26 protein-coding genes are annotated in these 26700 nt (G+C 35.8%); 19 read left to right on the top strand and 7 right to left on the bottom strand.

Annotated features, from left to right (window positions below; genetic code table 11):
- Window positions 1-21 precede the first annotated feature (21 nt).
- The 8 genes from JOC86_RS06020 to JOC86_RS05985 all read left to right on the top strand — a co-directional run bounded on the left by JOC86_RS06020 (window position 22) and on the right by JOC86_RS05985 (window position 8972).
- The gene (locus tag JOC86_RS06020; protein WP_205168975.1) at window positions 22-825 is read left to right on the top strand and encodes a pyruvate, phosphate dikinase/phosphoenolpyruvate synthase regulator; all 804 of its coding nucleotides are present in this window, start codon (window positions 22-24) and stop codon (window positions 823-825) included.
- A 358-nt stretch (window positions 826-1183) separates the two neighbouring features.
- Entirely contained in the window at window positions 1184-1618 is a 435-nt protein-coding gene (locus tag JOC86_RS06015; RefSeq protein WP_205168973.1) for a YaiI/YqxD family protein, read from the top strand.
- A 54-nt stretch (window positions 1619-1672) separates the two neighbouring features.
- On the top strand, window positions 1673-3484 hold the full coding sequence (dnaG, locus tag JOC86_RS06010) for a DNA primase (protein WP_205170165.1): 1812 nt from the start codon (window positions 1673-1675) through the stop codon (window positions 3482-3484).
- Window positions 3485-3515: 31 nt separating this feature from the next.
- Complete coding sequence (gene rpoD, locus JOC86_RS06005; protein ID WP_205168971.1) at window positions 3516-4640, top strand: RNA polymerase sigma factor RpoD; 1125 nt, start codon at window positions 3516-3518, stop codon at window positions 4638-4640.
- Between the two features lie 597 nt (window positions 4641-5237).
- Window positions 5238-6377: an acyl-CoA dehydrogenase gene (locus JOC86_RS06000; RefSeq protein ID WP_205168969.1), complete on the top strand. Its 1140-nt coding sequence runs from the start codon at window positions 5238-5240 to the stop codon at window positions 6375-6377.
- Window positions 6378-6591: 214 nt separating this feature from the next.
- On the top strand, window positions 6592-6963 hold the full coding sequence (gene cccA / locus JOC86_RS05995; RefSeq protein WP_205168967.1) for a cytochrome c550: 372 nt from the start codon (window positions 6592-6594) through the stop codon (window positions 6961-6963).
- A gap of 186 nt (window positions 6964-7149) precedes the next feature.
- Window positions 7150-7857, top strand: a complete 708-nt coding sequence (locus tag JOC86_RS05990) for a tRNA (adenine(22)-N(1))-methyltransferase (RefSeq protein WP_205168965.1) — start codon at window positions 7150-7152, stop codon at window positions 7855-7857.
- A complete protein-coding gene (locus tag JOC86_RS05985) occupies window positions 7854-8972 on the top strand; it encodes a Nif3-like dinuclear metal center hexameric protein (RefSeq protein ID WP_205168963.1) in 1119 nt (372 codons plus the stop codon). Before JOC86_RS05990 ends, JOC86_RS05985 begins: the two co-directional genes overlap by 4 nt.
- Window positions 8973-9022: 50 nt before the next feature.
- Here the strand turns inward: JOC86_RS05985 and JOC86_RS05980 are convergent, their stop codons facing one another.
- Both JOC86_RS05980 and JOC86_RS05975 read right to left on the bottom strand, forming a co-directional pair.
- Complete coding sequence (locus JOC86_RS05980) at window positions 9023-9988, bottom strand: 4-hydroxy-3-methylbut-2-enyl diphosphate reductase (protein WP_205168955.1); 966 nt, start codon at window positions 9986-9988, stop codon at window positions 9023-9025.
- Window positions 9989-10260: 272 nt separating this feature from the next.
- Window positions 10261-10911, bottom strand: a complete 651-nt coding sequence (locus JOC86_RS05975; RefSeq protein WP_239587399.1) for a YqfQ family protein — start codon at window positions 10909-10911, stop codon at window positions 10261-10263.
- 203 nt (window positions 10912-11114) lie between these two features.
- Here JOC86_RS05975 and JOC86_RS05970 point away from each other — a divergent pair, with 203 nt between their 5' ends.
- Both JOC86_RS05970 and JOC86_RS05965 read left to right on the top strand, forming a co-directional pair.
- Entirely contained in the window at window positions 11115-12422 is a 1308-nt protein-coding gene (locus tag JOC86_RS05970) for a DEAD/DEAH box helicase (protein WP_205168953.1), read from the top strand.
- A 62-nt stretch (window positions 12423-12484) separates the two neighbouring features.
- Window positions 12485-13378, top strand: a complete 894-nt coding sequence (locus JOC86_RS05965; protein ID WP_205168951.1) for a deoxyribonuclease IV — start codon at window positions 12485-12487, stop codon at window positions 13376-13378.
- 44 nt (window positions 13379-13422) lie between these two features.
- Here JOC86_RS05965 and JOC86_RS05960 read toward each other — a convergent pair whose 3' ends face one another.
- The gene (locus tag JOC86_RS05960; protein WP_205168949.1) at window positions 13423-13677 is read right to left on the bottom strand and encodes a DUF2624 domain-containing protein; all 255 of its coding nucleotides are present in this window, start codon (window positions 13675-13677) and stop codon (window positions 13423-13425) included.
- A 367-nt stretch (window positions 13678-14044) separates the two neighbouring features.
- Between JOC86_RS05960 and JOC86_RS05955 the strand changes: the two genes are divergently transcribed.
- Genes JOC86_RS05955 through JOC86_RS05945 form a run of 3 tightly spaced genes read left to right on the top strand, consistent with a single transcriptional unit; the run spans window position 14045 to window position 16097 of the window.
- Entirely contained in the window at window positions 14045-14830 is a 786-nt protein-coding gene (locus JOC86_RS05955) for a metal ABC transporter ATP-binding protein (protein WP_205168947.1), read from the top strand.
- On the top strand, window positions 14827-15690 hold the full coding sequence (locus JOC86_RS05950) for a metal ABC transporter permease (protein ID WP_205168945.1): 864 nt from the start codon (window positions 14827-14829) through the stop codon (window positions 15688-15690). Before JOC86_RS05955 ends, JOC86_RS05950 begins: the two co-directional genes overlap by 4 nt.
- On the top strand, window positions 15687-16097 hold the full coding sequence (locus JOC86_RS05945; RefSeq protein WP_205168943.1) for a Fur family transcriptional regulator: 411 nt from the start codon (window positions 15687-15689) through the stop codon (window positions 16095-16097). Before JOC86_RS05950 ends, JOC86_RS05945 begins: the two co-directional genes overlap by 4 nt.
- Window positions 16098-16161: 64 nt before the next feature.
- Here the strand turns inward: JOC86_RS05945 and JOC86_RS05940 are convergent, their stop codons facing one another.
- Entirely contained in the window at window positions 16162-16722 is a 561-nt protein-coding gene (locus JOC86_RS05940) for a 5' nucleotidase, NT5C type (protein WP_205168941.1), read from the bottom strand.
- A gap of 365 nt (window positions 16723-17087) precedes the next feature.
- On the opposite strand from JOC86_RS05940, the gene JOC86_RS05935 reads away from it, so the two are divergent.
- Window positions 17088-17486, top strand: a complete 399-nt coding sequence (locus JOC86_RS05935) for a DUF4190 domain-containing protein (protein WP_205168939.1) — start codon at window positions 17088-17090, stop codon at window positions 17484-17486.
- Between the two features lie 77 nt (window positions 17487-17563).
- Here the strand turns inward: JOC86_RS05935 and ispG are convergent, their stop codons facing one another.
- A complete protein-coding gene (gene ispG / locus JOC86_RS05930; protein ID WP_275583371.1) occupies window positions 17564-18670 on the bottom strand; it encodes a flavodoxin-dependent (E)-4-hydroxy-3-methylbut-2-enyl-diphosphate synthase in 1107 nt (368 codons plus the stop codon).
- Between the two features lie 114 nt (window positions 18671-18784).
- The gene (locus JOC86_RS05925; protein ID WP_205168937.1) at window positions 18785-19117 is read right to left on the bottom strand and encodes a LysM peptidoglycan-binding domain-containing protein; all 333 of its coding nucleotides are present in this window, start codon (window positions 19115-19117) and stop codon (window positions 18785-18787) included.
- Between the two features lie 397 nt (window positions 19118-19514).
- On the opposite strand from JOC86_RS05925, the gene JOC86_RS05920 reads away from it, so the two are divergent.
- Entirely contained in the window at window positions 19515-21116 is a 1602-nt protein-coding gene (locus tag JOC86_RS05920; RefSeq protein WP_205168935.1) for a methyl-accepting chemotaxis protein, read from the top strand.
- A gap of 153 nt (window positions 21117-21269) precedes the next feature.
- Here the strand turns inward: JOC86_RS05920 and JOC86_RS05915 are convergent, their stop codons facing one another.
- A complete protein-coding gene (locus tag JOC86_RS05915) occupies window positions 21270-22043 on the bottom strand; it encodes a DUF1189 domain-containing protein (protein ID WP_205168933.1) in 774 nt (257 codons plus the stop codon).
- A 242-nt stretch (window positions 22044-22285) separates the two neighbouring features.
- On the opposite strand from JOC86_RS05915, the gene JOC86_RS05910 reads away from it, so the two are divergent.
- From JOC86_RS05910 to JOC86_RS05895, 4 genes are all read left to right on the top strand, one after another.
- A complete protein-coding gene (locus JOC86_RS05910) occupies window positions 22286-23914 on the top strand; it encodes a Na/Pi cotransporter family protein (RefSeq protein ID WP_205168931.1) in 1629 nt (542 codons plus the stop codon).
- An 88-nt stretch (window positions 23915-24002) separates the two neighbouring features.
- Window positions 24003-24485 carry a DUF456 domain-containing protein gene (locus JOC86_RS05905; protein ID WP_205168929.1) on the top strand — a complete coding sequence of 161 codons (483 nt, stop codon included), beginning with the start codon at window positions 24003-24005 and terminating at the stop codon, window positions 24483-24485.
- 175 nt (window positions 24486-24660) lie between these two features.
- Complete coding sequence (gene sodA / locus JOC86_RS05900) at window positions 24661-25269, top strand: superoxide dismutase SodA (RefSeq protein WP_205168927.1); 609 nt, start codon at window positions 24661-24663, stop codon at window positions 25267-25269.
- Window positions 25270-25362: 93 nt separating this feature from the next.
- Complete coding sequence (locus JOC86_RS05895) at window positions 25363-26583, top strand: MFS transporter (protein WP_205168925.1); 1221 nt, start codon at window positions 25363-25365, stop codon at window positions 26581-26583.
- Window positions 26584-26700 lie beyond the last annotated feature (117 nt).

The following is a 26700-nucleotide window of genomic DNA, read 5'->3' as shown; positions in this document are numbered from 1 at the left end:
TTATAAGGTGGTGATTTGACAGTGAAAGAACCATACATCTATGTAGTATCTGACTCAGTTGGTGAAACAGCTGAATTAGTGACAAAAGCAGCCATAAGCCAGTTTAATGGTTCAAATACCGTAATAAAAAGGTTTCCATATGTAGAAGATTTCTCTAACCTAGATGAAGTGATTTCATTGGCAAAGTTGAATCAAGGGCTTATCGTCTATACTTTAGTAAAGCCTGATATGAGAAAGTACTTAAAAGAACAAGCAGAAAAAGAAGAGCTTTATGCATTTGATATTATGGGTCCTATTATGGATAAATACCAAGAGCATTATAATATACACCCACTTCATGAACCGGGTGTTGTACGAAAACTTGACGATGATTACTTCAAAAAGGTAGAAGCAATTGAATTTGCAGTTAAATATGATGATGGCCGGGATCCAAGAGGGATATTACGAGCGGATATCATTTTAATTGGGGTATCAAGAACGTCGAAAACTCCACTTTCCCAATATCTTGCTCTTAAGAGGCTGAAAGTGGCAAACGTACCTTTAGTGCCGGAAGTTGATCCACCAGAAGAATTATATAAAGTGTCACCTGAGAAATGTATCGGATTAAAGATCAGCCCAGAAAAACTTAACAGTATTCGTAAAGAAAGACTAAAATCACTTGGATTAAATGACCAAGCCAGCTACGCAAACATGAAGCGTATTGAAGATGAGCTAGACTACTTCGAAAACATCATCGGAAAAATCGGGTGTCATGTTATAGATGTCACAAATAAGGCTGTTGAAGAAACAGCAAACAGCGTGATTAACTACATCCAAAAGAATTAAAGGAATGACCAAAAAGGGTCATTCCTTTTCCTGTAATGTAATGAAATCGTTATTATCTAGAGAATGAAAAAAGTTGTGAAAAATAGTGGTCAAACCGTATAGTTTGTACTATAATAAAAAATTGTGATAAAAATATAGTCAAAATAGGTTTAGACTATTCTCTAAAGGAATAAACTAATTATTGAGTTATGTCAAGTCATTGTACAAGAAAAATTTCGACAAATAATCCTTACTAAGGACTTAATTCTCTATTTTCTTACGATACACATGATTATCTTGTGAAACTTGTCGGACTTAGAAGGATAATTCGGAGTGATGTAGAATAGTTAGTAATAGCGAACAGAGTCATGTTTTATTTGTGGACGCAGATGCGTGTCCTGTCAAAGATGAAATTGCTGAAATCGCAAAAAAATTTCATGTGAGAGTCATTTTTGTTGCATCAAATGCACACCGGCAAAATAATCCTAGTAGAGGAGAATGGGTTTATGTTGATGCATCAAAAGAAGCTGCAGACCTATATATCATGAATCATGTTAAATCGGGTGATGTAGTCGTGACCCAAGATATTGGTCTAGCTAGTCTAGTACTACCTAAAAAAGTTTATGCGATTTCCCACTTAGGAAAAGAATACAACAATGAGACAATTGTCACTTCTTTAGATTTTCGCTATTTGTCGGCTAAAGAAAGGCGAAAAGGAAACTATGGGAAAGGTCCAAAACCCTTTAAACAAGAAGATCGGGAGAGGTTCATAAAAAAATTAACCGAAATCTTGTCGAATTTTGCAGGAAAATAATTTTTATTAACGAATCTTTTATTAATGAAGAACAGAAAAACAGGTGATGTTTTTGTGACAGGGAGAATTCCTGAAGAGAAAGTTAATGAGATACGTCAAGCTGTAGATATTGTTGATGTTATCAGTGATTATGTGCAATTAAAGAAACAGGGGAGAAATTATTTCGGTCTTTGTCCATTTCATGGGGAAAATACCCCATCTTTTTCTGTTTCACCAGATAAACAAATTTTTCATTGTTTTGGCTGCGGGGCCGGAGGAAATGCCTATAATTTTTTAATGGAAATTGAAGGAACTACCTTTCAGGAAGCGGTAGTAAAACTTGCTGAAAAAACAAGCATTGAACTGTCAGCCGATCTATTATCTAGCAATGAAGAAAAACGCCCTAAAAAAGATGAAGAGCAAATGATTGAAGCTCACGAGCTATTACGAAAATTTTACCATCATTTACTCATAAACACAAAAGAAGGGCAAGAGGCCTATGAATACCTGTTAGAAAGAGGCTTTACAAAAGAGAGTATTGAAAAATTCGGAGTGGGGTGGTCGCTTCCTAGTTGGGACTTTACCGTGAAGTTCTTATCAAAAAGGAGCTTTGATCCAGCACTTATGGAGAAGGCAGGACTCTTGATTAAGAGAGAAAAAGATGGCTCATACCTAGACCGTTTTCGGGGAAGAATCATGTTTCCAATTCAAGATGCAAAAGGGAAGACCATTGCATTTTCTGGTAGAGCGATTGGCGGGGATGAACCGAAATATTTAAATAGCCCTGAAACTTCAATTTTTAATAAGAGTTCAGTCCTATACAATTACCATGGTGCAAGAGCAGCCATTCGCAAGCAGCAATCCGCTATTCTCTTTGAAGGTTTCGCTGATGTCATTTCAGCAGACAGAGCAAATGTTGATAATGGTATAGCAACAATGGGAACATCCCTTACTGAACAACATATTCAAATGCTCAGAAGAGTGACAGATTCGATTACACTTTGCTTTGATGGTGACAAAGCAGGGATGGAAGCAGCTTACCGAGCTTCAATTATGCTTGATAAAACGCATTTAAATGTCAAAATTGCATTGGTTCCAAATAAATTAGATCCTGATGACTACATTAAAAATTATGGAGCAGAAAAGTTTCAAAATGATGTAATAGGGGCAAGTTTAACGTTAATGGCCTTTAAATTTATTTATCATCGTCAAGGAAAAAACCTTAAAGATGAAGGAGATAGGCTGCAATATATAGAAGTGATACTTAAAGAAATATCTAATCTTGAAAATGCGTTTGAAAGAGATTATTATTTGCGGCAATTAGCGGATGAATTTTCTTTATCCCTCGAAGCGCTTCAACAACAGCAAAGGCAAATCTTTTATTCATTAAAGAAAAAAGGGAAAGGGTCTGATCAAAAGACTAGATCAATGATTACCTTAGCTCCCAGCACACAAAAGAGATTGCATCCGGCTTTTCATACAGCAGAAAAGAGATTAATCGCATATATGCTAAAGGATCCTGAATTGACTTTTAAAATCCAAGAGTTAATGTCAGGAAATGCTTTTAATATAGATGAACACCAAGCAATTATTACGTATTTATTAGGATTTTATGAAGACGGAAATATTCCAAACTCTAGTGCATTTATTGAAACATTATCAGATCCTAAACTGAGAAGAGTGGTTTCTGAAATTGAAATGATGCCATTAAATGATGAATGTACAGAGCAGGAATTAAATGATTATGTAAATCAAGTGTTAAAACATCAAAAGATGTTGACAATAAAAGAAAAAGAAGCAGAAGAAAAAGCAGCTGAAAGGCAAAAGGATTATAAGAAGGCTGCCCTAATAGCAATGGAAATCTTACAGCTCCGTAAGTCTCTATAAAAGTTTTAGGAAGTTGGAAGGAGGGGAACAAATGGCTGAAAAGTCAGCACGTTCCAAAGAGGTTGAGTCAGAGGTAACATTAGAGCAAGTGAAAGAACAATTAATGGAGCTCGGCAAAAAAAGAACGGTCTTAACATATGAAGATATCGCTGAGAAATTGTCGAACTTTGAATTAGAATCCGATCAAATGGATGAATTTTATGAACAGTTGGGTGAACAGGGTGTAGAAATCGTAAATGAAAACGAGGAAGATCCGAATACTCATCAGTTAAATAAGGAAGAAGATGAAGAATTTGACCTTAATGATTTAAGTGTTCCTCCAGGGGTTAAGATTAATGACCCAGTCCGTATGTATCTTAAAGAAATCGGAAGGGTGGATTTGCTTTCTGCAGAAGAGGAAATTAGCTTAGCGACCCGAATTGAAGAGGGAGACGAGGAAGCTAAACGTCGCCTAGCTGAAGCTAACTTGCGTCTAGTTGTAAGTATTGCCAAACGTTATGTAGGAAGAGGGATGCTCTTTTTAGATCTCATTCAAGAAGGAAATATGGGTCTTATTAAAGCAGTAGAAAAGTTTGACTACCGCAAAGGCTTTAAATTCAGTACCTATGCAACATGGTGGATTCGCCAAGCTATCACACGTGCGATTGCCGACCAAGCTAGAACGATCCGTATCCCTGTGCATATGGTAGAAACCATAAATAAATTAATACGTGTACAACGTCAATTACTGCAAGATTTAGGCCGCGAACCTTCACCGGAAGAAATTGCTGAAGAAATGGATCTAACACCAGAAAAGGTTAGAGAAATTCTTAAAATTGCCCAAGAGCCTGTTTCATTAGAGACCCCTATAGGAGAAGAGGATGACTCACATTTAGGAGACTTTATTGAAGATGCAGAAGCTCAATCACCATCAGAGCACGCCGCATACGAGTTATTAAAAGAACAGCTAGAAGACGTATTAGATACACTTACAGACCGTGAAGAAAACGTATTGCGTTTACGATTCGGTCTTGATGACGGCCGAACTAGAACCCTTGAAGAAGTAGGAAAAGTTTTCGGAGTTACTAGAGAGCGTATTCGTCAAATTGAAGCAAAAGCACTTCGTAAATTGCGTCACCCAAGCAGAAGCAAACGTCTTAAAGACTTTTTAGAATAGCATGTTTTAAAGTTTACTTCCATATATTCAAGGGAGTAAACTTTTTTTATGGAATTAATCCAATATCGGTATGGAACGTTGAATACAATGAGAAAAATAGCAATTGAAAAGGGAATATCATTTTGGAAGGAGAAGTAAAACATGAATACGTTATTTTTAGCCTTCTAAAATGAAGAGGAAACAAGAAGTAACTATTCCTTTTTCCTATCACTTTTTGCCTTTTCATTATTTGTCATTTATTTTACTGAATTGTCATTCGTTTTGCAAACAGCGATTTTGACATGTTTTGTCGTTTGGTTAATTTCATTCTATAATTATTATTTTAAAAAAATAATAACATTCTTATAAGCAGTTATATTCAAATCAACCCGTGACAATTTATACAATAAAATGTTAACTGATAAATCTTAAAGTGCATGTCAACGCAAAATCCTCTTTACAAAGAACTATTTTGATATATTTTAAAACCGGTTAAATAAAATTTATAAGTTTTTAAAAGTTGAGAAAATTCCATCATTCCCTTTATAATATTTATGTAAGCGTGTACAAAATTAAACAAAGGGAAGCGTTTTAATTTAACAACTAGGGGGATGGAAGATGAATTTTGATTTAACATCGGAACAACAAATGATTCAAAAAACAATTCGAGACTTCGCTCAAGAGGAAGTAGCACCTGGTGCTCTGGAGCGTGATCGTACAAAAGAGTTTCCTAAAGAAGCGTTTAGAAAATTAGCTGATCTTGGAATGATGGGGTTACCTTTTCCTGAAGAATACGGTGGAGCTGGCGCTGATACTGTTAGTTTTGCCATCGTAACAGAGGAATTGAGTAAAGCATGTGCTTCGACAGGGATTACATATTCTGCACATATTTCATTAGGTGGAGCGCCTATTAATTTGTTTGGAACAGAAGAGCAAAAGCATAAATATCTTGGACCAATTTGCAGGGGAGAATCGTTTGGGGCCTTTGGTTTAACAGAACCTAATGCGGGGTCTGATGCTGGCGGGACACAAACTACTGCAGTAAAAGATGGCAATGATTATATTATAAATGGAAATAAAGTATATATAACCAATGCTAGTTATGCTAAACATCTTGCCTTAACCGCCATTACGGGTAAAAAAGACGGAAAGAAAGAAATCAGCGCGATTATCGTTCCAACAGATGCGGAAGGATTCAAAGTGATTGATAACTATGAAAAAATGGGATTAAATGCTTCGAATACTACAGAGCTAGTATTAGAAAATGTACGGGTTCCAAAAGAGAATCTATTAGGTAAAGAAGGAGAAGGCTTCAAGCAATTTCTCATGACTCTTGATGGCGGTAGAATCGGAATTGGAGCCATGGCTGTTGGTGTTGCTCAGGCTGCCTATGAAAAAGCTCTTCAATATTCAAAGGAAAGAAAACAATTTGGAAAAACCCTTTCTGAATTCCAAGTTACTCAGTTTAAATTAGCTGATATGGCTTTGAAAATTGAATTAGCAAGAAATATGGTTTATAAAGCTGCATGGTTAAAGGATCAAGGGAGACCATTCTCTAAAGAAGCTTCAATGTGTAAATTATACGCGTCGGAAATCAGCATGGAAGTGGCTGATGAGGCGATCCAAATCCACGGAGGATATGGTTATATGAAAGAATACCATGTAGAAAGATATATGAGAGATGCCAAGCTGTTAGAGATTGGCGAGGGTACATCAGAAGTGCAAAAAATGGTTATTTCGCGATTAATTGGTTGTTAGGATAAGATTAACTTAAATCGTAAATAATAATGAAAAGTCAGGCTGACCTAAAATTCCATAATGATTTTAGTGAAAGCCTGCTTCTTTGTGTCTAAAATATGACAAACAGTTAAAAGTTACCGTATACTACTTTTCCTTTATCTCTTTTTGAAGTAAAATAATAGGTGTTTATTCTACAAATTTTTTGGATGATCTACATAAGGGAGGTTAAATCATGAATCGTAATCCAATTATTCCTTTCATACTTATTATGGTTATGGGAATCGGTCTTGTATTCTTTATGTCACTAGAAGGTTTAAACAATTCAAAAGAGATGGCTGAAGAAGAAAAGAAGCAAGAAGAAGGTGGCGGAGAAACGGCTGAGGGCGGAGCCTTTGATCCAGAAGCACATTATCAATCAACTTGTATTTCTTGTCATGGTGAAAACTATGAAGGTGGAGCTGGCCCAGCATTAAAAGGTGTTGGCGAGCGTTTGTCTGATGAAGAAATCAAGTCTACTTTGAAGAATGGTAAAGGTGCAATGCCTCCAGGTCTAGTTCAAGATGAGAATTTAGACGCGATGGCAAAATGGTTGAAATCTTTATAATTTATAACCTGTAAAAAAGTTCTTTGCAATGTTGCAAGGAGCTTTTTTACATTATAGAAGAAACATTGACAAGCTTGCACTTTTCTTACCATCTCCTATAAAATGAAAAGCATATATTAAATAATGGATATTATCTGTGAAAATGATTAGAACAATAATGAGAATACAAAGAAGTTAGGTGAAAACATGAATGTACATAAACTATCACATAGATTAGAAACAGTGGCTTCCTTTATCCCGAAAGGTTCCAAGATCGCTGATATTGGATCAGATCATGCCTATTTGCCCTGCTTTGCCATTGAAAAGGAGATTGCTTCATTTGCTATTGCAGGAGAAGTCGTCGATGGTCCCTATCAATCCGCATTAAACCAGGTGAAAGCTAGTGAATTAGATGAAAAAGTTAGTGTCCGAAAAGGAAATGGGCTGGAGGTCATTTCACAGGGTGAAGTGGATTGTATCACAATAGCTGGGATGGGTGGAACACTTATAGCCACAATTTTGGAAAATGGAAAGCAAAAATTAGAAGGAGTAAACCGTTTAGTATTACAGCCGAATGTCAGCGCGATATCAATTCGAAAATGGTTGCTTGATCATGGCTGGGAGCTTGTGGCTGAAAAGATACTTGAGGAAGATAAAAAAATCTATGAAGTTTTAGTAGCAGAACGAGGTAATACAAGAAAACCATATTCTAATATGGAGAATGAATTATTATTAGGGCCTTTTCTCATAAAAGAGAAATCTGATGTATTTATAAAAAAATGGACACAGGAAGCGGATCAGTGGAAAAAAATCTATGCTCAGATGAAAGATGCTGAACAAAATGATGAGCTTAAAAAGAAGCGATCCGTAATAGAAAGGAAAATCAAGATCGTAGAGGAGGTTCTCCAAAAATGAAAAGTGTAAATGGTCATGAAATGATTCAATTATTTGAAGAGTTTTCCCCCAAGTACTTAGCTGAAGAAGGAGATAAGATTGGGCTGCAAATTGGTCGCTTGAATAAAAGAATCGACAATGTCATGGTTACATTAGATGTATTGGAAGAAGTAGTCGATGAAGCAATTGAGAAAAATGTAAATTTAATTATTGCCCATCATCCTCCCCTTTTTCGATCATTAAAATCGATTCATACTGATAAAGGCCAAGGTCGAATGATTGAGAAGCTTATTAAGCATGATATCGCTGTCTACGCTGCACATACGAATCTTGATGTAGCAGAAGGTGGAGTTAACGATCTACTTGCTGATGCTTTGGAATTACAAAATACAGAGGTTTTAATTCCGACCTATACCGAATCTTTAAAGAAACTCGTTGTATTTGTTCCTCGAACACACGAGAATGAAGTCAGGAAAGCATTAGGAGATGCAGGTGCAGGATTTATCGGGAATTATAGTCATTGTTCCTTTACTACTGAAGGAACAGGAAGATTCTTGCCACAAGAAGGGACTAAACCCTTTATTGGTGAACAAGGTAAAATAGAAGAAGTAGAAGAGGTTAGAATAGAAACGATTTATGAACAGCGAATGGAAAAAAAGGTTCTTAGTAAATTGTTTAAGTCGCATCCTTATGAAGAGGTTGCCTATGATATTTACCCAATAAATAATCCAGGTAAAATAAAAGGCCTAGGGAGAATAGGTAAGCTTTCAAAGGAAATGACTCTGGTGGATTTTGCTAACTATCTAAAAGAAAAGCTCACAGTTGAAACCGTACGTGTGGTAGGAAACATGAATGATACCATTAAGCGAGTAGCGGTATTAGGTGGAGATGGAAATAAATTTATCTCAAAAGCAAAATATAGTGGTGCAGATGTATTTGTAACAGGTGACCTTTATTATCATACGGCCCATGATGCAATGATGATGGATCTTAATGTAATTGATGCCGGTCATCATATTGAAAAAGTGATGAAGGAAGGCGTGGTTCAGCATTTAGCTGAAAAATGTAATGAACGAGGCTATAAAGTTAATATTTTTACATCTGTTGTGAATACAGATCCATTTATTTATATTTAATACCAAAAAAAAGAGGCGTTCTGTAGGGAATGCCTCTTTTTTTGATAGACCTATGCTTTATTTGGTTCACTTATAGGTTTTTTCTTCACTTTTGGAAGGATTTTACTTAATGGAACCTTCTTTTCCCTTGTCCAAGTCGTATCATCATTAGGATCATACTGCTCAATAAATTTTACAACCTCTTTAACAATAGGGGTCGGTGTTGAGGCGCCAGCCGTTATGGCAACTATTTTTGCTTCATTGATCCACTCTAGCTTTAGTTCAGAAATATCAGCTATCCGGTAGGCTTTTGTTCCAGCGATTTCTTCTGAAACTTGAGCAAGTCTATTCGAATTATTACTTTTGGGATCTCCGACAACAATGAGAACATCAGCATCACCGGCTTGTTCTGCAACTGCCTCTTGTCGAACTTGTGTAGCAAGACAAATTTCTTTGTGAAGCTCTACATGGGGATATTTTTCTTTCACTTTCTCCATAATATCGCCAACATCCCACTGGCTCATCGTCGTTTGATTTGTCACAATAATCTTTTCATTATTGATGGATAATTTTTCTACGTCGTCAACACTTGCAACGAGATGAACGATAGTAGGTGCTACTCCAACTGCCCCTTCTGGTTCTGGATGACCTTTTTTTCCAATATAAATCACATCATATCCCTCAGCTTCTTTTTCGCGAATGAGGTCATGAGTCTTAGTCACGTCAGGGCATGTAGCATCAAGTGTAACAAGCCCTTTCTCTTTTGCTAATTGTTTCACCTCAGGACTCACTCCATGGGCGGTGAATATGACGGTTCCTTTATCGACTTTGGCTAATATTTCTTTACGATTACTACCATCAAGGGTAATAATTCCTTCTTCTTCGAAAGCATCGGTAACATGCTTGTTATGAACAATCATTCCAAGGATATAAATTGGTCTTGGAAGAGATTTATCTAGTGCAGCATTACGAGCTATGACCATTGCATCAACGACTCCATAACAATAGCCTCTCGGGGTAATCTTTAAAATATCCATAAAATTAATCCTCTCCTATTACAAATATAAACGGAGTTCCTACATGCTATTATAAAGGAGATGAGGAAACAAAACAAAAATAAAATAACCATATAGTATAAAGCCAAACAAAGTTAATACTGAACCTTAAACTAAACAAGTGTAAAATAATGATGTAAAGAAATAGGAAAAATAATCTTTAGGATAGAATATTTCCCTATATTCGTAAAGCCAAAAAGAGCTTACCACTAAAGTGATAGGCTCTCATTGTTTTCAAGATGATGCGCTAATCTTTAAATATATAGTTTAGGTGTCGATGATCTTTTATTATTTTTTATTTTTTCAACTGTTGAATCATCAGAACTGCTTTTTCGTTTGGTCTTTTTCTTTTTCTTTTTCTTTGACTCGCTCTTCATATTGGATTCTTCTGATGAATTATTTTCTGGGTGGTGTTCATTAGAGTTTTTTGAAGAGTCTTTGGTTTCTGTTTCATTATCGCTATCAACATCTTTTAAACCACGATAAAGTTTCCACATAGCGGGTAAATTTTTCACCATCGGTCCATACTGTTGTATCATGGGGCCATATTGTTGGATCATCGGTCCCACTTGTTGAGCGGTTTTTAATACTTGTTGAGTATTATTTAAAAAACCATTAAGTGAGCCTGGTTTTAATAGGCTTTGTACAGCTGATCCGCCAGCTGCTTGTGGAGCTCTTTCAAATCCTGTTAGTCCACGGGATAAGTTTGAAGAACCGCCTTTATTGAGAAGCTTTGATAAAATTCCGCCCCCTCTTTTACCTGCACTCGGCCCAAATCCAGATCCATTTTGACCGGTTCCAAATGGGGAAGACCGCGAAATTCTTCTATTGTTCATCATTCCAAATGGATTACCACCCATTTGTCCTGGTCCTTGTCGGAAAGGTGAATGTCCTCCTGGTCGCATTCTGACCGCCTCCTTTCTAGATTTCACCCATAATCTCTCATAATACAATATGCATAAGGGATTAAAACGACTAAGAAAAAAGCGGAATTTCAAGCGACTTACCTTTAGAATGCTAGAAGTTTTACTAATTGTTTATTATAATAATAAGATGGGCTTTTTATGTGTGTGTGAAAAGTTCTGATTATGTAAAAGGAGTGTACAAAATGGCTATTCAATTTAACCAATTTCAATTTAAGCCATTCGTCAATAAAGCAATCGAAAATTTAGGATTTTTGGAACCAACTGAAATTCAAAAAAAGATGATTCCTTTAATATTGAAGAATAAAAGTGCAATTGGACAATCACAAACGGGTACAGGAAAAACGCATTCCTACTTGCTTCCTATCCTAGATCGTGTTGATCCTAATTCAAATCAAGTACAAGCTGTCATTACAGCTCCAACAAGAGAGCTTGCTCAGCAAATCTATGGTGAAGTCTTGAAAATTGCAAAAGAATCGGATGATGAAATAACAGCAAGATGTTTTATAGGTGGGACAGATAAACAAAGAACAATTGAAAAATTAAAAGTTCAACCACAAGTAGTCATTGGGACACCTGGAAGAATTAATGACCTTGTGAATGAACAAGCATTATTTGTTCATACAGCGATCACACTGGTTGTAGATGAAGCAGACCTTATGTTGGATATGGGATTTATTCAGGATGTTGATCAAATAGCTGGAAGAATGCCGGAAGAATTACAAATGCTTGTATTTTCAGCGACGATTCCTGAAAAATTAAAACCCTTTCTAAAAAAATACATGGAAAACCCTCAATATGCACATGTTGAGCCTGAGCAAATATCGGCTAAAAATATCCATCATTACATTGTTCCAACTAAGAGTCGTAAGAAAATTGACTTATTACATGATATGCTTGTATCACTAAACCCTTACTTAGGAATTGTTTTCACGAATACAAAGGCTAAAGCAGATGAAGTAGCGGACGCTCTGCTCGAAAAGGGATTGAAGGTTGGTCGCTTGCATGGTGGATTAACTCCTAGGGATCGTAAAAGAGTCATGAAACAGATTAGAGATCTTGAATTTCAGTATATAGTGGCAACGGACTTAGCTGCCCGAGGTATTGATATTGAAGGAGTCAGTCATATCATAAATTATGAGATACCTTCAGATCTTGACTTTTATGTCCATCGTACAGGAAGAACGGCACGGGCAGGATCTTCAGGAGTTGCGATAACTATTTATGAAGCGGCTGATGAGGATTCTTTAAATCAACTTGAGAAAATGGGGATTGTTTTTGAACACAAGGATCTTCAAAAAGGCGATTGGATCGATCTACATGAACGTCATAAACGCAAAAATAGACAAAAGACAGACAATGAGATTGATAAAAAAGCCAAATCGCTTGTGAGAAAACCGAAAAAAGTAAAGCCGGGATATAAACGTAAAATGAAGTGGGAAATGGATAAGATTAAAAAGCGTGAAAGAAGAATTCAAAATAAACGGAAATAAGCAATTTACGTGATTATAACGGTTATTTTGATTTAAAATGGTAAGGCAAGGGAGTGGATGTTATGTTAAAAATAGGATCTCACGTGTCTATGAGTGGTAAGAAGATGTTGCTTGCTTCTAGTGAGGAAGCAGTTTCCTATGGTGCAAATACATTTATGATTTACACCGGTGCCCCTCAAAATACACGTCGAAAAAAAATTGAGGATTTGAATATTGAAGCTGGAGTAGCACATATGAAAGAGCATGGTATTAATGAAATTGTAGTTCATGCCCCATACATTATTAATATCGGAAATACTCAAAATCCAGCCACATTTGAGCTTGGGGTGAACTTTCTTCAATCAGAAATTGAGCGAACTCATGCACTCGGGGCAAGACAAATTGTTCTGCATCCCGGGGCACATGTGGGAGCAGGGGCAGAAGCTGGAATTAATAAAATTATTGAAGGCTTGAATGAAGTTCTAACCTCACAACAAGAAGTGCAGATTGCTCTCGAAACGATGGCGGGGAAAGGGTCGGAATGCGGTAGATCATTTGAAGAACTTGCCCAGATCATTGAAGGTGTAACCCACAATGAAAAGCTATCCATTTGTTTTGATACATGTCATACCCATGATGCAGGCTATGATATTGTTGAGGACTTTGATGGCGTCTTAGATGAATTTGATCGAATTATTGGTTTAGAGCGACTAAAGGTATTACACTTAAATGATAGCAAAAACGAACGCGGTGCTAGAAAAGATAGACATGAAAATATTGGCTTTGGCCATATTGGGTTTAAAGCATTAAATAATATTATTCACCATCCGCAATTACAGGAGATTCCAAAAATATTAGAAACTCCTTATGTTGGAGAAGACAAAAAAAATAAAAAACCACCATATAAGCATGAAATAAATATGCTTCGTAATCAAGAATGGGACGGGGATATCTTAGAAAAAATAAAAGAAGCTTAAGATTTGGGGATGACATGAAGCCTGCTCTTCATGTCATCCCATTCTTATTTTGTGAATTGTATGAAGAGGTTGTTTACCTCTTTTGCTGTTTTTGTACCGGCAATTTTGGCAATTTCTTTTACTAATTGGCTTCGTTCGCGATCATCAAACACATTAATATTTTTACCTCTTAAATGGGCAGCAATTTTTTTGGCATTTTCTGCACTAAGCTGTACCCCATACTGATCTGCGTAATTTAATAATTCATCCGCTGTAATTTTGTTAATTTTATGATTGATCACATTTTGTAATAACTTCATCGTCCATCACTCCTCAAAAGATACATATGCCAGGGACAAGTTTGATGTGACAGTTTTTTCTTGAAAATAAATTTGATCTTCTTTTGAGTATTGGAGAACATAAGGCTAATCGAATTCATAAGAGAAAGTACGCTTATATCCTTTATCGGTTTATTTAGATTACTTTTGGTATTGGCCCCTATTGCATTTTATTACGATCATGAGTACTCAAGTAACAAAAGGGGAGTTTCCAATTGGCCATTTAATAAAGATGCTATCAAATAAGGGAATATTCTACTGAATCAGTTACTTTACATAAAAAAAGTCATATTGTATACTTCCTATAGGTTTAAATCGGAATCATTCTTAAAAGAGGAAGGGGAATATTATGTTAAATAATCCCATTATTGATATACAAAATGTTAGTTTTCGCTATGATCGAGAGCTTGTATTAAAGGATATAGATTTATCCGTTCCAAAAGGAGCTTTTTTAGGGATTGTGGGACCTAATGGTTCGGGGAAATCAACATTATTAAAAATTATTTTGGGTTTATTAAAACCAAAAGAAGGAAAGATTTCTTTATTTGGAGAATCTCAAGTGAAATTTAAGGATTGGGATAGAATTGGATATGTTTCTCAAAAAGCCAATTCTTTTAATACAGGATTTCCTGCTACTGTTTATGAAGTCGTTTCTAGTGGGCTAACAAAAAAAGTCGGTCTATTTAAATCAATAGGTCGTAAAAGAAAAAAGGAAATAGATGATGCTATCCGTTCAGTTGGGATGACTAAGTTCTCTGGAAGAAATATCGGTGAACTATCAGGAGGACAGCAACAAAGAGTCTTTATTGCACGAGCGCTTGTTAGTAAGCCTGATATTCTCATCTTAGATGAACCTACAGTTGGAGTAGATAGTCAAAATGTGCAAGCGTTTTATGATATGCTTGATCATCTAAATAAAGAAATGGGGATTACTTTACTTCTTGTCACACACGACATTGGAACAATATCTAATAAAGTATCACATGTTGCATGTTTAAATAAACACATGCATTTTCACGGGAAAACCGAAGAATTCGAAAAGTTCCAAGGTGATGAACTTTCTAGTTTTTATGGCCATGATGTTCATTTATTAAGCCATGAGCATGATCATGATCATAATGAGGTGAAAAAATGATACAGGCAATTTTACAATATGAGTTTTTACAAAATGCGTTTTTAACAGGACTATTAATAGGAGTTATCGCCCCTTTGATTGGAGCTTTTATTGTTGTTAGGAGACTTTCACTAATCGCTGATGCTCTTAGTCATGTTACATTGTCTGGAATAGCTGTTAGCTTATTCTTAAGTAAAACATTTACAGGACTTGCAGGCTTAAATCCATTATTTATTGGAATGGCATTTTCCGTTGCTGGTTCATTATTCATTGAAAGGTTGAGAGACCTTTATAAGCATTATCAAGAGCTTGCGATTCCAATTATTCTTTCGGGAGGAATTGGAATTGGTGCGATATTCATTTCACTAGCAGATGGTTTCAATACGGACTTATTTAGCTATTTATTTGGAAGCGTATCTGCTGTAAGTCGTGCGGATCTCTATGTTATTATTTTAGTAAGTATTTTAGTCATTAGCCTTATTATTATTTTATATAAGGAATTATTTTTATTATCTTTTGACGAGGAATATGCAAAGGCATCTGGAATATCGGCTAAAATGATTCATTTCATTTTTATGGTCATGGTGGCACTCGTCATAGCAGCTTCTATGAGGGTAGTAGGCATTCTTCTTGTATCATCTCTAATGACACTCCCGGTTGCTGCAAGCATTCGGATTTCAAGAGGGTTTAAGCAAACAATTGGATTTTCAGTCTTATTCGGAGAGCTGTCCGTTATAATTGGACTTATATCTGCTTATTATTTAGACTTAGCACCAGGCGGTACGATTGTTGTCTCTGCCATTATCATACTACTTCTATCCATTGTTTATAAAAAGGTTTCAACGAATTTTGATGTGAAACGAAATGAGGTGAGGATATGAACCTAAATGAAGCGATATTATTAATGAAAGATAAAGGCTATAAGCAAACAGGAAAAAGAGAGCAGATGCTTGAGTTGTTTTCAACCTCGAACAAATATTTGACGGCTAAGGATGTATTAGAGCATATGAAAAGTGATTATCCGGGCTTAAGTTTTGATACCATTTACCGAAATCTTTCCTTGTTTGTAGAGCTTGAAATTCTTGAGGAGACAGAACTTTCAGGGGAAAGACATTTCCGTTTCACATGTTCAAGTCATCAACATCATCACCATTTTATTTGTATGGATTGTGGAAAAACGAAAGAAATTCATACTTGTCCAATGGAAGCATTAAACGAAAATTTAAAAGGGTATGATGTTTCAGGCCATAAATTTGAAATCTACGGAAGATGTCCAGAATGTGTATAGAAGATCTTTAAACTAAAAAAAGAAGAGTCCAGGCCTATTTAATACAGGTAATGGACTCTTTTTCTTATTTTCCCCAATGCTCGACCCAACTTTGTGCTTCAAACCAATCATTAACCCGTATAACTCCTTTTGGAACAGGATCTTGGTTATAGGGTGTATTAAATAAAATAACGGGAATATCTAACTCTTCATGGATCGAGACAGCATTATCATGCTTGTCTTCAAAGAATATATCTACATTATGTTTTTTTGCTGTTGCAACTTTATAATGGGAACCAATTAGTTCTATGTGGTGATAGAGAAGTTCTTTTGTAGTAAACCAGTTTTTGGTAATGTCAAATAAATTAGATGGCCTTGCACTGATAAAGTATAGTTCATATTGCTCTTTCCATTGATCTAGGACTTCTTTTGCACCTACTGCAAGCGGTGATTGACTATAGATCTCAGGTTCAGCTTTATTAAACCAATTAGCAAATACTTCAGGTGTGATGTCTAGTACTTCTGTTAGCTCGTATTTTGTAATATCGTTCAAGGTAAGGTCTAGATTAAATTCCTTATTTATATATGGAACAAGAGATGTAGGGCAAGTTACAGTTCCATCAATGTCAATCCCAAATCGTTTCATCTATATCATTCTCCTTACATAAGTGTACATTTTTCTAAGGCGGATTTTGCAAATTTTGTTGCCTTTTTAGAATAAAAACAGTGTTCCTGTAACGCTTTGAGTGCTTGATGCCAGAATGAAAAGGTCGGACTAAGAAGCAATTGCGATTTGACCATTGCTTTATTTAAAAAACAATAATCTTTCAAAAGCAGCCTATTCTAATAAAAATTTCATGGCATGCAATGTTAAGTTTATCATAACCACTATCGATAAAAAATGATGAATTAGGAACCATCCTCAAGTTTAGAAAACATTAGCAAAGTAAAAGAGGAATGTTTAACAAACAATAATAATGCTCCTTAGCATAGAAAGTGAGGGATTACCGTATGGGTGAAGAAAGACGCGGACAAAATAGCGTTGATCATGATCAAAATCTACAGGATGTTGATGTTTATTATGATAATCCTGAAAATCCAGAATTAGATGTAGTACAAAATAAATACCATGAAGAGTCTTCTGCTGAAATTACGACTCCAATGGGATTAAGCAATCAGTATGAGCGAGATTCTTCGGAGGAAACAAACACATCAGGAAGAGTATTAGGCTATTCAGCATTAGCTCTTTCTATTTTATCTCTGTTTTTCCTTCCAATTCTTTTAGGTGCAGCTGGAATTGTTCTAGGATTTGTTGCACGTCGTAGAGGATCGGAAATGTTAGGTGCATGGGCAATAGGGATAGGTGTAGTTTCCATCATCATTGGAATCTTCGTCTTGCCATTCTTTTAACAAGTTTACTTTTATTTCAAATTTGGGAGCAATTTGAAATAAATAAAGAGGTTGCCTTTATGGCAACCTCTTTTACCTTATACTTTTTCTTTTTCTTCTTCCTGTTTTTTGTAATACTCTTCAGCAATTTTATCGATTTCTTTCTTTAACTCCTCAACCATGGTTTCTTCTGGTACCTTACGTACTGTTTTTCCTTTACGGAAAAGGAGTCCTTCTCCACGAGCACCGGCAATTCCGATATCTGCTTCACGTGCCTCTCCTGGTCCGTTAACCGCACAACCAAGAACCGCGACTTTGATAGGGGCCTTTATGGTTTGGATATACTCCTCAACCTCATTAGCAATACTAATTAAGTCAATTTCAATTCTTCCGCACGTAGGACAAGAAATTAAGGTCGCTGCATTTGATGCCAAGCCAAAAGATTTAAGCAGCTCTCTCGCTACCTTCACTTCTTCAACAGGATCGGCACTTAGAGAGATTCTAAGCGTATTCCCAATTCCGAGGCTTAGAATCGCTCCAAGACCTGCAGCACTTTTAACGGTCCCAGCAAATAGCGTACCAGATTCGGTAATTCCAAGGTGTAGTGGATAATCAAATGCTTTGGCAGCCTTTGTATAGGCTTCAATAGCTAAATTAACGTCTGACGCTTTCATTGAAACGATAATATCGTGAAAGTCTAGATCTTCCAGTATTTTAATGTGGTGAAGAGCACTTTCCACCATACCATCTGCCGTTGGATACCCATATTTCTCCAATATTTTTCTTTCGAGGCTTCCAGCATTTACCCCAATTCGAATTGGAATACCGCGTTCTTTAGCAGCCTTTACAACGGCTTCAACTTTTTCACGACGACCAATATTACCAGGGTTGATTCTAATCTTATCTGCGCCGCCTTCAATGGCTTTTAATGCTAGTTTATAGTCAAAATGAATATCAACGACTAAAGGAATATTAATTTGCTTTTTTATATCTGCAATGGCATTTGCAGCTCTTTCATCTGGACAAGCTACACGTACAACTTGACAGCCTGCCTCTTCTAAACGATGAATTTCTTTAACCGTAGCTTCCACATCATGCGTTTTGGTAGTAGTCATGCTTTGTATGACTAATTCGTTGTTACCACCGATGGTCAAATCACCGACTTTAACAGGACGGGTTTTAGAACGATGTATCATTTCACTCAAGTGTAATTCGCTCCTTTTAAAGGTAAGTTCTATATAAAAAAAGGGTACGAAAGTATTGTAACAGTGTTATGTGAGTATTGACAAGAAATAGGTTGTTACCAATAATCGATTCTATTAAGGATATACCGGGAAATAATACGTTTTTCCAATTTGTATGTCCTCAGGGTTTAGGCCGTCATTTAATTCCTCAAAATCCTTAATTATTTGGTCAATGGCAACTTCACTGGATCCTTGTCGATGCTCTTCAACGAGTGATAACACCGTATCACCCGGCTTTACCTTTATGGTAAGGGATTTATTATCATCGGACTCCATTGATGCATTAGATTCCTGAGCTTGCCCTGTAGTCGCTATAGTACTGCTCTTTGGTAAGGTTCCTGTATTTAAGTCATAATAAACACTATATAAGACGATAAGGACTAAAAGAAAATAAAAGGCTCTCTTCAATATAATTCCTCCTATAAAATCCTATATGCTTGTCTTCAAGAAATATACCTGTTTTTTCTACATTCGGCATTCGGTTCTTTCTTTCCTACTAAAGCTAGAAAGGTTTATAAAATTTATGAGAACAAATAATGATTTTCGTATGAAAAAAGAAACAGATCTATAGTCCTGAATTAACCAAAAAATTACCCAGAATTTACATTTCCTTAACAATCCTCTGTGAAAATATAAAGGAATACATTGGGAAGGGTGCATCAATTTGACAAATTGGACGAGAATAAAGAACCTTTTTCCATTTAAGCAAAGTGGAAAGAAATCAATCTTAAAAGGAAAGCGGATCTTGAATAAACTATCTCTAAAATCTAGGCTGTTAACTTTTATTTTATTGGTGGTATTTGCTATGGGGACTGTGGTAGGAATCATTTCGTATTGGAAATCGAAAGAAGCGATCATTCATTCAATGGAACAAAGGCTAGATCGAGAAGTGACTTCAATCTACGATATTTCGCAGAACTTAATGTTAGCATTTATAGGTAATGAGGAGAGGGTTGATAAAGAAATTAATGGCGTAATAAAAAAGCAAAATGCGGCAATGTCACAAGATGGACTTAAAGGAGAATTTTTCTTATTTAAAGATACAGGTGTTGTCCCATTTGCTATAAGTAAAAATAGTGATATTCAGTTTGATGAAGAAATTATTCAAAAAATAAAAAAGCAAGAAAAAGGGATTATTCATACTAATTTAAATGATAAAAAATATACTCTTGCTTTCCATAGCATCCAAGAATTAAAAGGTGAGTATGTGATCGCAGTGCCTCAGAGTGATTATATGAAAAATGTAAATGAAATGACTAAATTTATTATTATTGCGATAATGATTAGCATTAGTTTTGTTACGTTTATATTGATTATGATTGTGCAAACTCTTACCTCTCCAATTGCACAATTACGTGAATCAATGAAGGAGGTAAGGGAAGGAAACTTAGAAGTCGAGCTTGATGTTAAGAGTACAACACCTGAAATTGTCTCTTTAGTAAAAAGCTTTCAATCCATGATTGATAAAATGAAAGAATTACTATCGAATATCCATCAGACAACCTCCGATCTAGCAACGACTGGTGTTAAGCTTCAACAATCCTCCAAAAGCTTAATTATTGAAAATGAGCATATGGTTGAAACAGTTAGAATCGTGAAACATGGAGCTGAAGAAACAGCTGGAACTTCTGATACTAGTATAAAACATTTCCAAGTAATGAAGGATTCAGTTAATTCAATTTTCTCCCAGATGGATCATGTATTTACTAAAGCGGAAGAAATGGAATTGTCTGCTTCTAAAAGCGAGGTAAGTATTGGGAAGATGGCATCGACTTTAGATACATTTACAAAAGATTTCGGTGAGATGAGAGATACCGTAACGGACGTGAGAAAACATTCGCTCTCGATTGTAAATGTCGTTTCGATTATTAAGCAAGTAGCGGAGCAAACGAAACTGCTTGCCTTAAATGCTACAATAGAAGCAGCAAGAGCAGGAGAAGCTGGGAGAGGTTTTGCTGTAGTAGCTAATGAAGTAAGGAAATTAGCCGAACAATCATCTGATTCTACAACCAAGATTACTAAAACCATTGAAAACATGGACAGAATTTCAGAGAAAGCTTCAAATCAATTTGATCAGATGCTTACAAAATTTAAAAGTAATTTCTCCATTGCGGTTGACAGCAGACAATCCTTAGATGATTTATTATGTAATATTTCCAGTGTGAATAAAACGTTAAACACAATGAGAACGGACTTAAGGTATCTAGAAGGTGCATTGCCAAAAGTCGAGGAATCATCAGAAGCTTTTGCATCTGTTTCTGAAGAAACATTAGCTGGATCTGAAGAAATGCTCACTGCTTTTGAAGATCAGCTAAATAATGTAAAAAGCAGCCACAAAATAGGCGAGAAGCTCCTAACTCTTTCAGACAGCCTTAAAGAAACAACCAGTAAATTTAAAGTAAATTAAAAAGTTAATAATGTTGTTAATCAATAAAGAGCCTTGTATTACTCTATTTTGTCGATGTATAAAGGGTGTTTAGGGATAACGGAAATAAAATTTTCTATAAACACCCTTAATAAAAAAGGGATTGGCCTATAAGTTAAGGTCAATCCCTTTTGTTCATTTAGACATTCTTTTTTGGGGGATTTCTTTTATAGACAAGTAAAGCATTAAGCCTGTAACGATCCAGTCCAATAATACTGCACCTGGAATAAAGGTGTTTAGCGAATTCATAATCGAGAAGAAAATCGTAGCTAATGTGATACTATAAGCAGTCAGTCTAAAACTATGTCGATAAGTAAGTTTTCTTTTTAGGATATTGGCAAATAATAACCCAATGAAAGCAAAAATGCTTACTTTAATAAAGGTCATGGCAGAAGAAAACAAATATAGAATTAGGATGATTACTGGAAGAAATATTCCTTTCAATGAATCCAATTGTTCTAAGTAATCTACCAACTGCTTATTATCAACATTTAATCCTTCAAGCATGGAATATGGAGTCGTTTGAATATTGCCTACACTTACTATAGCAAATTCATTTTGTAAGAGTGCTATGGCATTTGTTTCCTGGGAAAGATCATCTGCTTTTATTTCCCCAGTGCTATCCATAATAAAGGTTATATTGCTTTTACGAATTTTGACAGGTTCATTTGAGTTTGTCGTTAGTTTGCCATTATCGATAGCAAAATCGGGAAGATCCTCTGCGATTGTCTGCTTTCCCTCTTCAATGGCAGTATTCGTAAACATGGATATTGAAATTGCAGTAGGAATTAGTGAGATCAAAACTAAAAAGAAAACATATAAAATGGTCTTTCCAATTCCTTGAAAACGGAATTTTGCAATGTCTTTTGGGGAATATAAACTTTTAACTAGTTGATTAAAAATATTCATGTACTCACTCCTAGAATCATTAGGTTCTTTCTTATTTTATTCTTCCGATAAGCTTATCTTCAAGTTCTGTCTATAAATAAGAATATTCAGTGTTTAGTAATCTTTCTGTAATATTACGTAAAAATATTAACGAAATGTAAATTTTACGAAAAAGTTATTTACATATCACCTAGTTATCATTAATAATTTGTATGGGGTTTTTGTTGTTATATGTCGAATAAATATATTTAGGGGTTGAAATAATGGATCTTAATTGGCAACAAATGCTATTTGAATTTTTGGGTGGCCTTGGTGTATTCCTGTTTGGAATCAAGTACATGGGTGACGGATTACAAAAATCAGCTGGAGATCGCTTAAGGGATATTCTTGACCGGTTTACCACGAATCCTTTTATGGGAGTATTGGCTGGTATTATTGTAACGGTCCTCATTCAGTCAAGTAGTGGAACAACCGTATTAACGGTTGGGCTTGTAAGTGCAGGATTTATGACATTACGCCAAGCGATTGGTGTAATCATGGGGGCTAATATTGGAACAACGGTAACAGCCTTTATCATTGGTTTTGACATTGGAGCGTATGCTTTACCGATCATAGCTCTTGGGACATTTCTTTTATTTTTCTTTAAAAATAAAAATGTTCAGTCCCTTGGCCAAATAGCTTTCGGTTTTGGGGCTTTATTCTATGGTCTTGAATTAATGAGTTCTGGTATGAAACCACTTCGCTCCTTAGAAGCATTTACCGATTTGACTGTAAGCATGAGTAGTAACCCTCTCCTTGGAGTTGTAATCGGAACAGTCTTTACGGTTATTGTCCAAAGTTCTTCTGCTACCATTGGAATACTGCAAGAATTATTTGGACAAGGACTTTTAGATATAAATGCAGCATTACCAGTACTATTTGGAGATAATATCGGTACAACGATAACAGCAGTATTAGCATCAATTGGTGCATCGGTTGCCGCTAGAAGAGCCGCTGCTACACATGTTCTATTTAACCTAATTGGAACGACAATCTTCTTGATTGCCTTACCGTTATTCGAGAAACTTGTATTATTTTTACAAACTCAATTTAACTTAAATCCGGAAATGACGATTGCGTTTGCCCATGGTACTTTCAACCTTACAAATACAATCATTCAATTTCCATTCATTGCGATGTTAGCAGTAATCGTAACAAAGTTAATTCCGGGTGAAGACTCACTTGTTGAATATAAAGCAAAACATTTAGATCCAATATTTATTGAACAATCTCCATCCATTGCTCTTGGTCAAGCAAAAGAAGAAATTTTACGAATGGGATCGTTTGCTGTTAAAGGATTAGAAGAAACGAATGAGTATTTAAAGACAAAGCAAAGTAAACACTCAGACGCTGCCTATCAAATTGAAGATGCAATTAATAATCTAGACAAAAAGATCACAGATTATCTTGTTGATATATCTGCCACTTCATTGTCTGGGCCAGAATCTGAGAAGCATTCAATCTTAATGGATACCGTCCGAGATATTGAACGGATTGGTGACCATTTCGAAAATATAATCGAACTTGTTGAGTACCAACTTTCAAATAAAGTGAAGATTACTTCTGATGCAATGGATGACCTGGAGGGAATGTTTAGTCTTACAATTGAAACCGTTCAGAAGGCCGTCAATGCATTAGATACAAATGATCATAATTTAGCAAGAGAAGTTGCAGAAAAAGAAGACCTAATCGATAAAATGGAGAGAAAGCTTCGTAAGAAACATATTCTTCGTTTAAATGAAGGACAATGTAGTGGACAAGCAGGAATTGTCTTTGTCGATATTATTAGCAATCTTGAACGTATTGGAGATCATGCAGTAAACATAGCTGAAGCAGTATTAGGTGTCGAATAATAAGAGAAAAAAGGAGTTGGTTCTTTTTGAATCTAGCTCCTTTTTCTTTATAATGAAAGGTATACTGACAAAAAAGGAGATTAGCCATTTGGAGATTATATATTGGGTCCTAATTATAGCATTGTTGATAATAGGCTTTGTCGGGTTAATATATCCTATTATCCCTAGTGTTTTATTTATTTTTGGTGCCTTCATACTTTATGGATTTTTGTTTACTTTCGAACCATTTAATGTTTGGTTTTGGATGATTCAGATTTTGTTTGTAGTCCTTTTATTTGGAGCCGATTACCTTACAAATTTAATTGGAGTAAAAAAATATGGTGGAAGTAAGGCGGGAATATGGGGAAGTACGATTGGATTATTGATAGGACCATTCGTGATCCCTGTTTTTGGAATTTTAATTGGTCCTTTTCTGGGAGCTGTCATCGGAGAAATGTTGGTCAATAAGACAAACTGGAATTCAGCTTTAAAAGTTGGGCTCGGTTCATTGATTGGCTTTATTTCAAGCGTCATTACTAAAGGGATTATCCAGGCCATAATGGTCATTTACTTCCTAATCGCCGTTCTTTAAGAGCGGTTAGCAAGTATAATTATTAGTAAGTCGGGGATTTTAATGAGGTCTAGAACCTTTTTGATACTTTGAAAGCATATTATTTGAAGGAATCTAAGGTTTTTGATACTCTTAAATTGAAAACGAGGAATTCGTTTTACTATTCAAAATATTCTACATAGGGAGGAATTTAATCATGGCATTCGAATTACCACAATTACCTTATGCGTATGATGCACTAGAGCCTCACATTGACAAAGAAACAATGAATATTCACCACACAAAGCACCATAATGCTTATGTAACAAAATTAAACGATGCATTAGAAGGAAACGCTGAACTTCTTAGCAAATCTGTAGAAGAAGTTGTTGCCAATCTTGATGCAGTTCCAGAAGGTGTTCGCACAGCTGTTCGTAATAATGGTGGAGGACATGTAAACCATTCATTATTCTGGACGATTCTTTCACCAAATGGTGGTGGAGCTCCAGCTGGTGAACTGGCTGATGCTATCACGGCTAAATTTGGTAGCGTTGAGAAGTTTAAAGAAGAATTTGCTGCAGCAGCTGCAGGTCGATTCGGATCTGGTTGGGCTTGGTTAGTAGTAAATAATGGTGAGCTTGAAGTGACAAGCACTCCAAATCAAGATTCTCCATTAATGGAAGGTAAGACACCAATCCTTGGCCTTGATGTTTGGGAACATGCTTATTACCTTAACTATCAAAACCGCCGTCCTGACTATATCAATGCATTCTGGAATGTAGTCAATTGGGAAGAAGTATCGAACCTTTACACTTCTGCAAAGTAACTGGAAAGTAAAAGAGTCCTCTTTGAGGGCTCTTTTTTGTATAACTTTCTCCCCTTTTTCAAAAAATAGGAGTACGAAAAAGGGGAGTTTATTATGAGTAGCTATAAAAAAATTATTGGTGACATCGACTTAACAAGGGATCTTTCATTATTGCTATTAATTGGAGGTCTTTACTCACTTAGTGTTGCTTTATCAAATACATTTGTAAATATTTATTTATGGAAGCAATCCGGTGAGTACTTAGATTTAGGGATCTATAATTTAACCGTTGTCGTCTTTCAGCCTTTAACATTTATTCTCGCTGGTAGATGGGCTAAAAAAGTAGACCGTGTTATTGTTTTACGGATTGGGGTCATATTCTTAGCCCTTTTTTATTTGTCCGTTTTATTTTTTGGCAAAAATGCTGGTGACTTTTTAATTGTACTAGGTGCGCTTCTCGGAATTGGTTATGGGTTTTATTGGTTGGCCTTTAACGTGTTAACCTTTGAAATTACAGAGCCAGAGACAAGAGATTTCTTTAATGGTTTTATGGGGATATTAACTTCAGTTGGAGGAATGATTGGTCCTATCCTTGCAGGGTTTATCATTTCAAGGTTTGTCTCCTACCAAGGCTACACTATTGTATTTGGGATATCGCTAACCTTATTTTCAGTGGCCGTATTACTAAGTTTCTTTTTAAATCGCCGACCAGCATCGGGAAGATATTGCTTTTTAAGAATACTTGAAGAACGAAAACATAACAAAAATTGGAAACTAATTACAAACGCTCATTTCTTCCAAGGACTTAGGGAAGGAACATTTGCTTTTGTTATTTCTGTTTTCATCTTTATTAGTACTGGAAGTGAATTCGCAATTGGGACTTTCGGTTTAGTAAATTCAGGGATTGCTTTTGTAGGCTATTATCTAGCCTCAAGGTTAATAAAAAAAGAACAGAGGAAAAAAGCAATATTAGCAGGAGGTCTCCTTTTATACGCAGCAATCTTCCTTATTGTATTTGACATTAGCTATACAAAGTTGCTGATGTACGCTGCAACGATTGCGGTTGCCTATCCAATCCTTTTAGTCCCTTATATCTCGATGACATACGATGTCATTGGAACAGGTTGGAAGGCGGCGGAAATGAGGATTGAATACATTGTGGTTAGGGAGATCTTTCTTAATTTAGGAAGAGTCGTTTCTGTTCTTGCTTTTATCGTTGCCATTAGTTTCTTTAATCAAGAAGACAGCATTCCAATATTATTGCTCTTGATTGGGGCAGGGCACACATTGATCTACTACTTTATTCGAAAAGTAACGATTCCGAGTCCATCATAAAGACATACCGGATTATGGCTGTTCTCATTTGCTATTTTCCGGTGTCTGTTTACCTTTATTTTCCCTATAAAAGGAACTATTCAACTATAGAAAAAAACCCCTATCTTCTTTAAAATA

It is taken from the genome of Rossellomorea pakistanensis, from assembly GCF_016908495.1.
GTDB lineage: Bacteria > Bacillota > Bacilli > Bacillales > Bacillaceae_B > Rossellomorea > Rossellomorea pakistanensis.
Note: the sequence above shows the minus strand (reverse complement) of the source record. Positions and strands in the feature narration are given on the sequence as shown.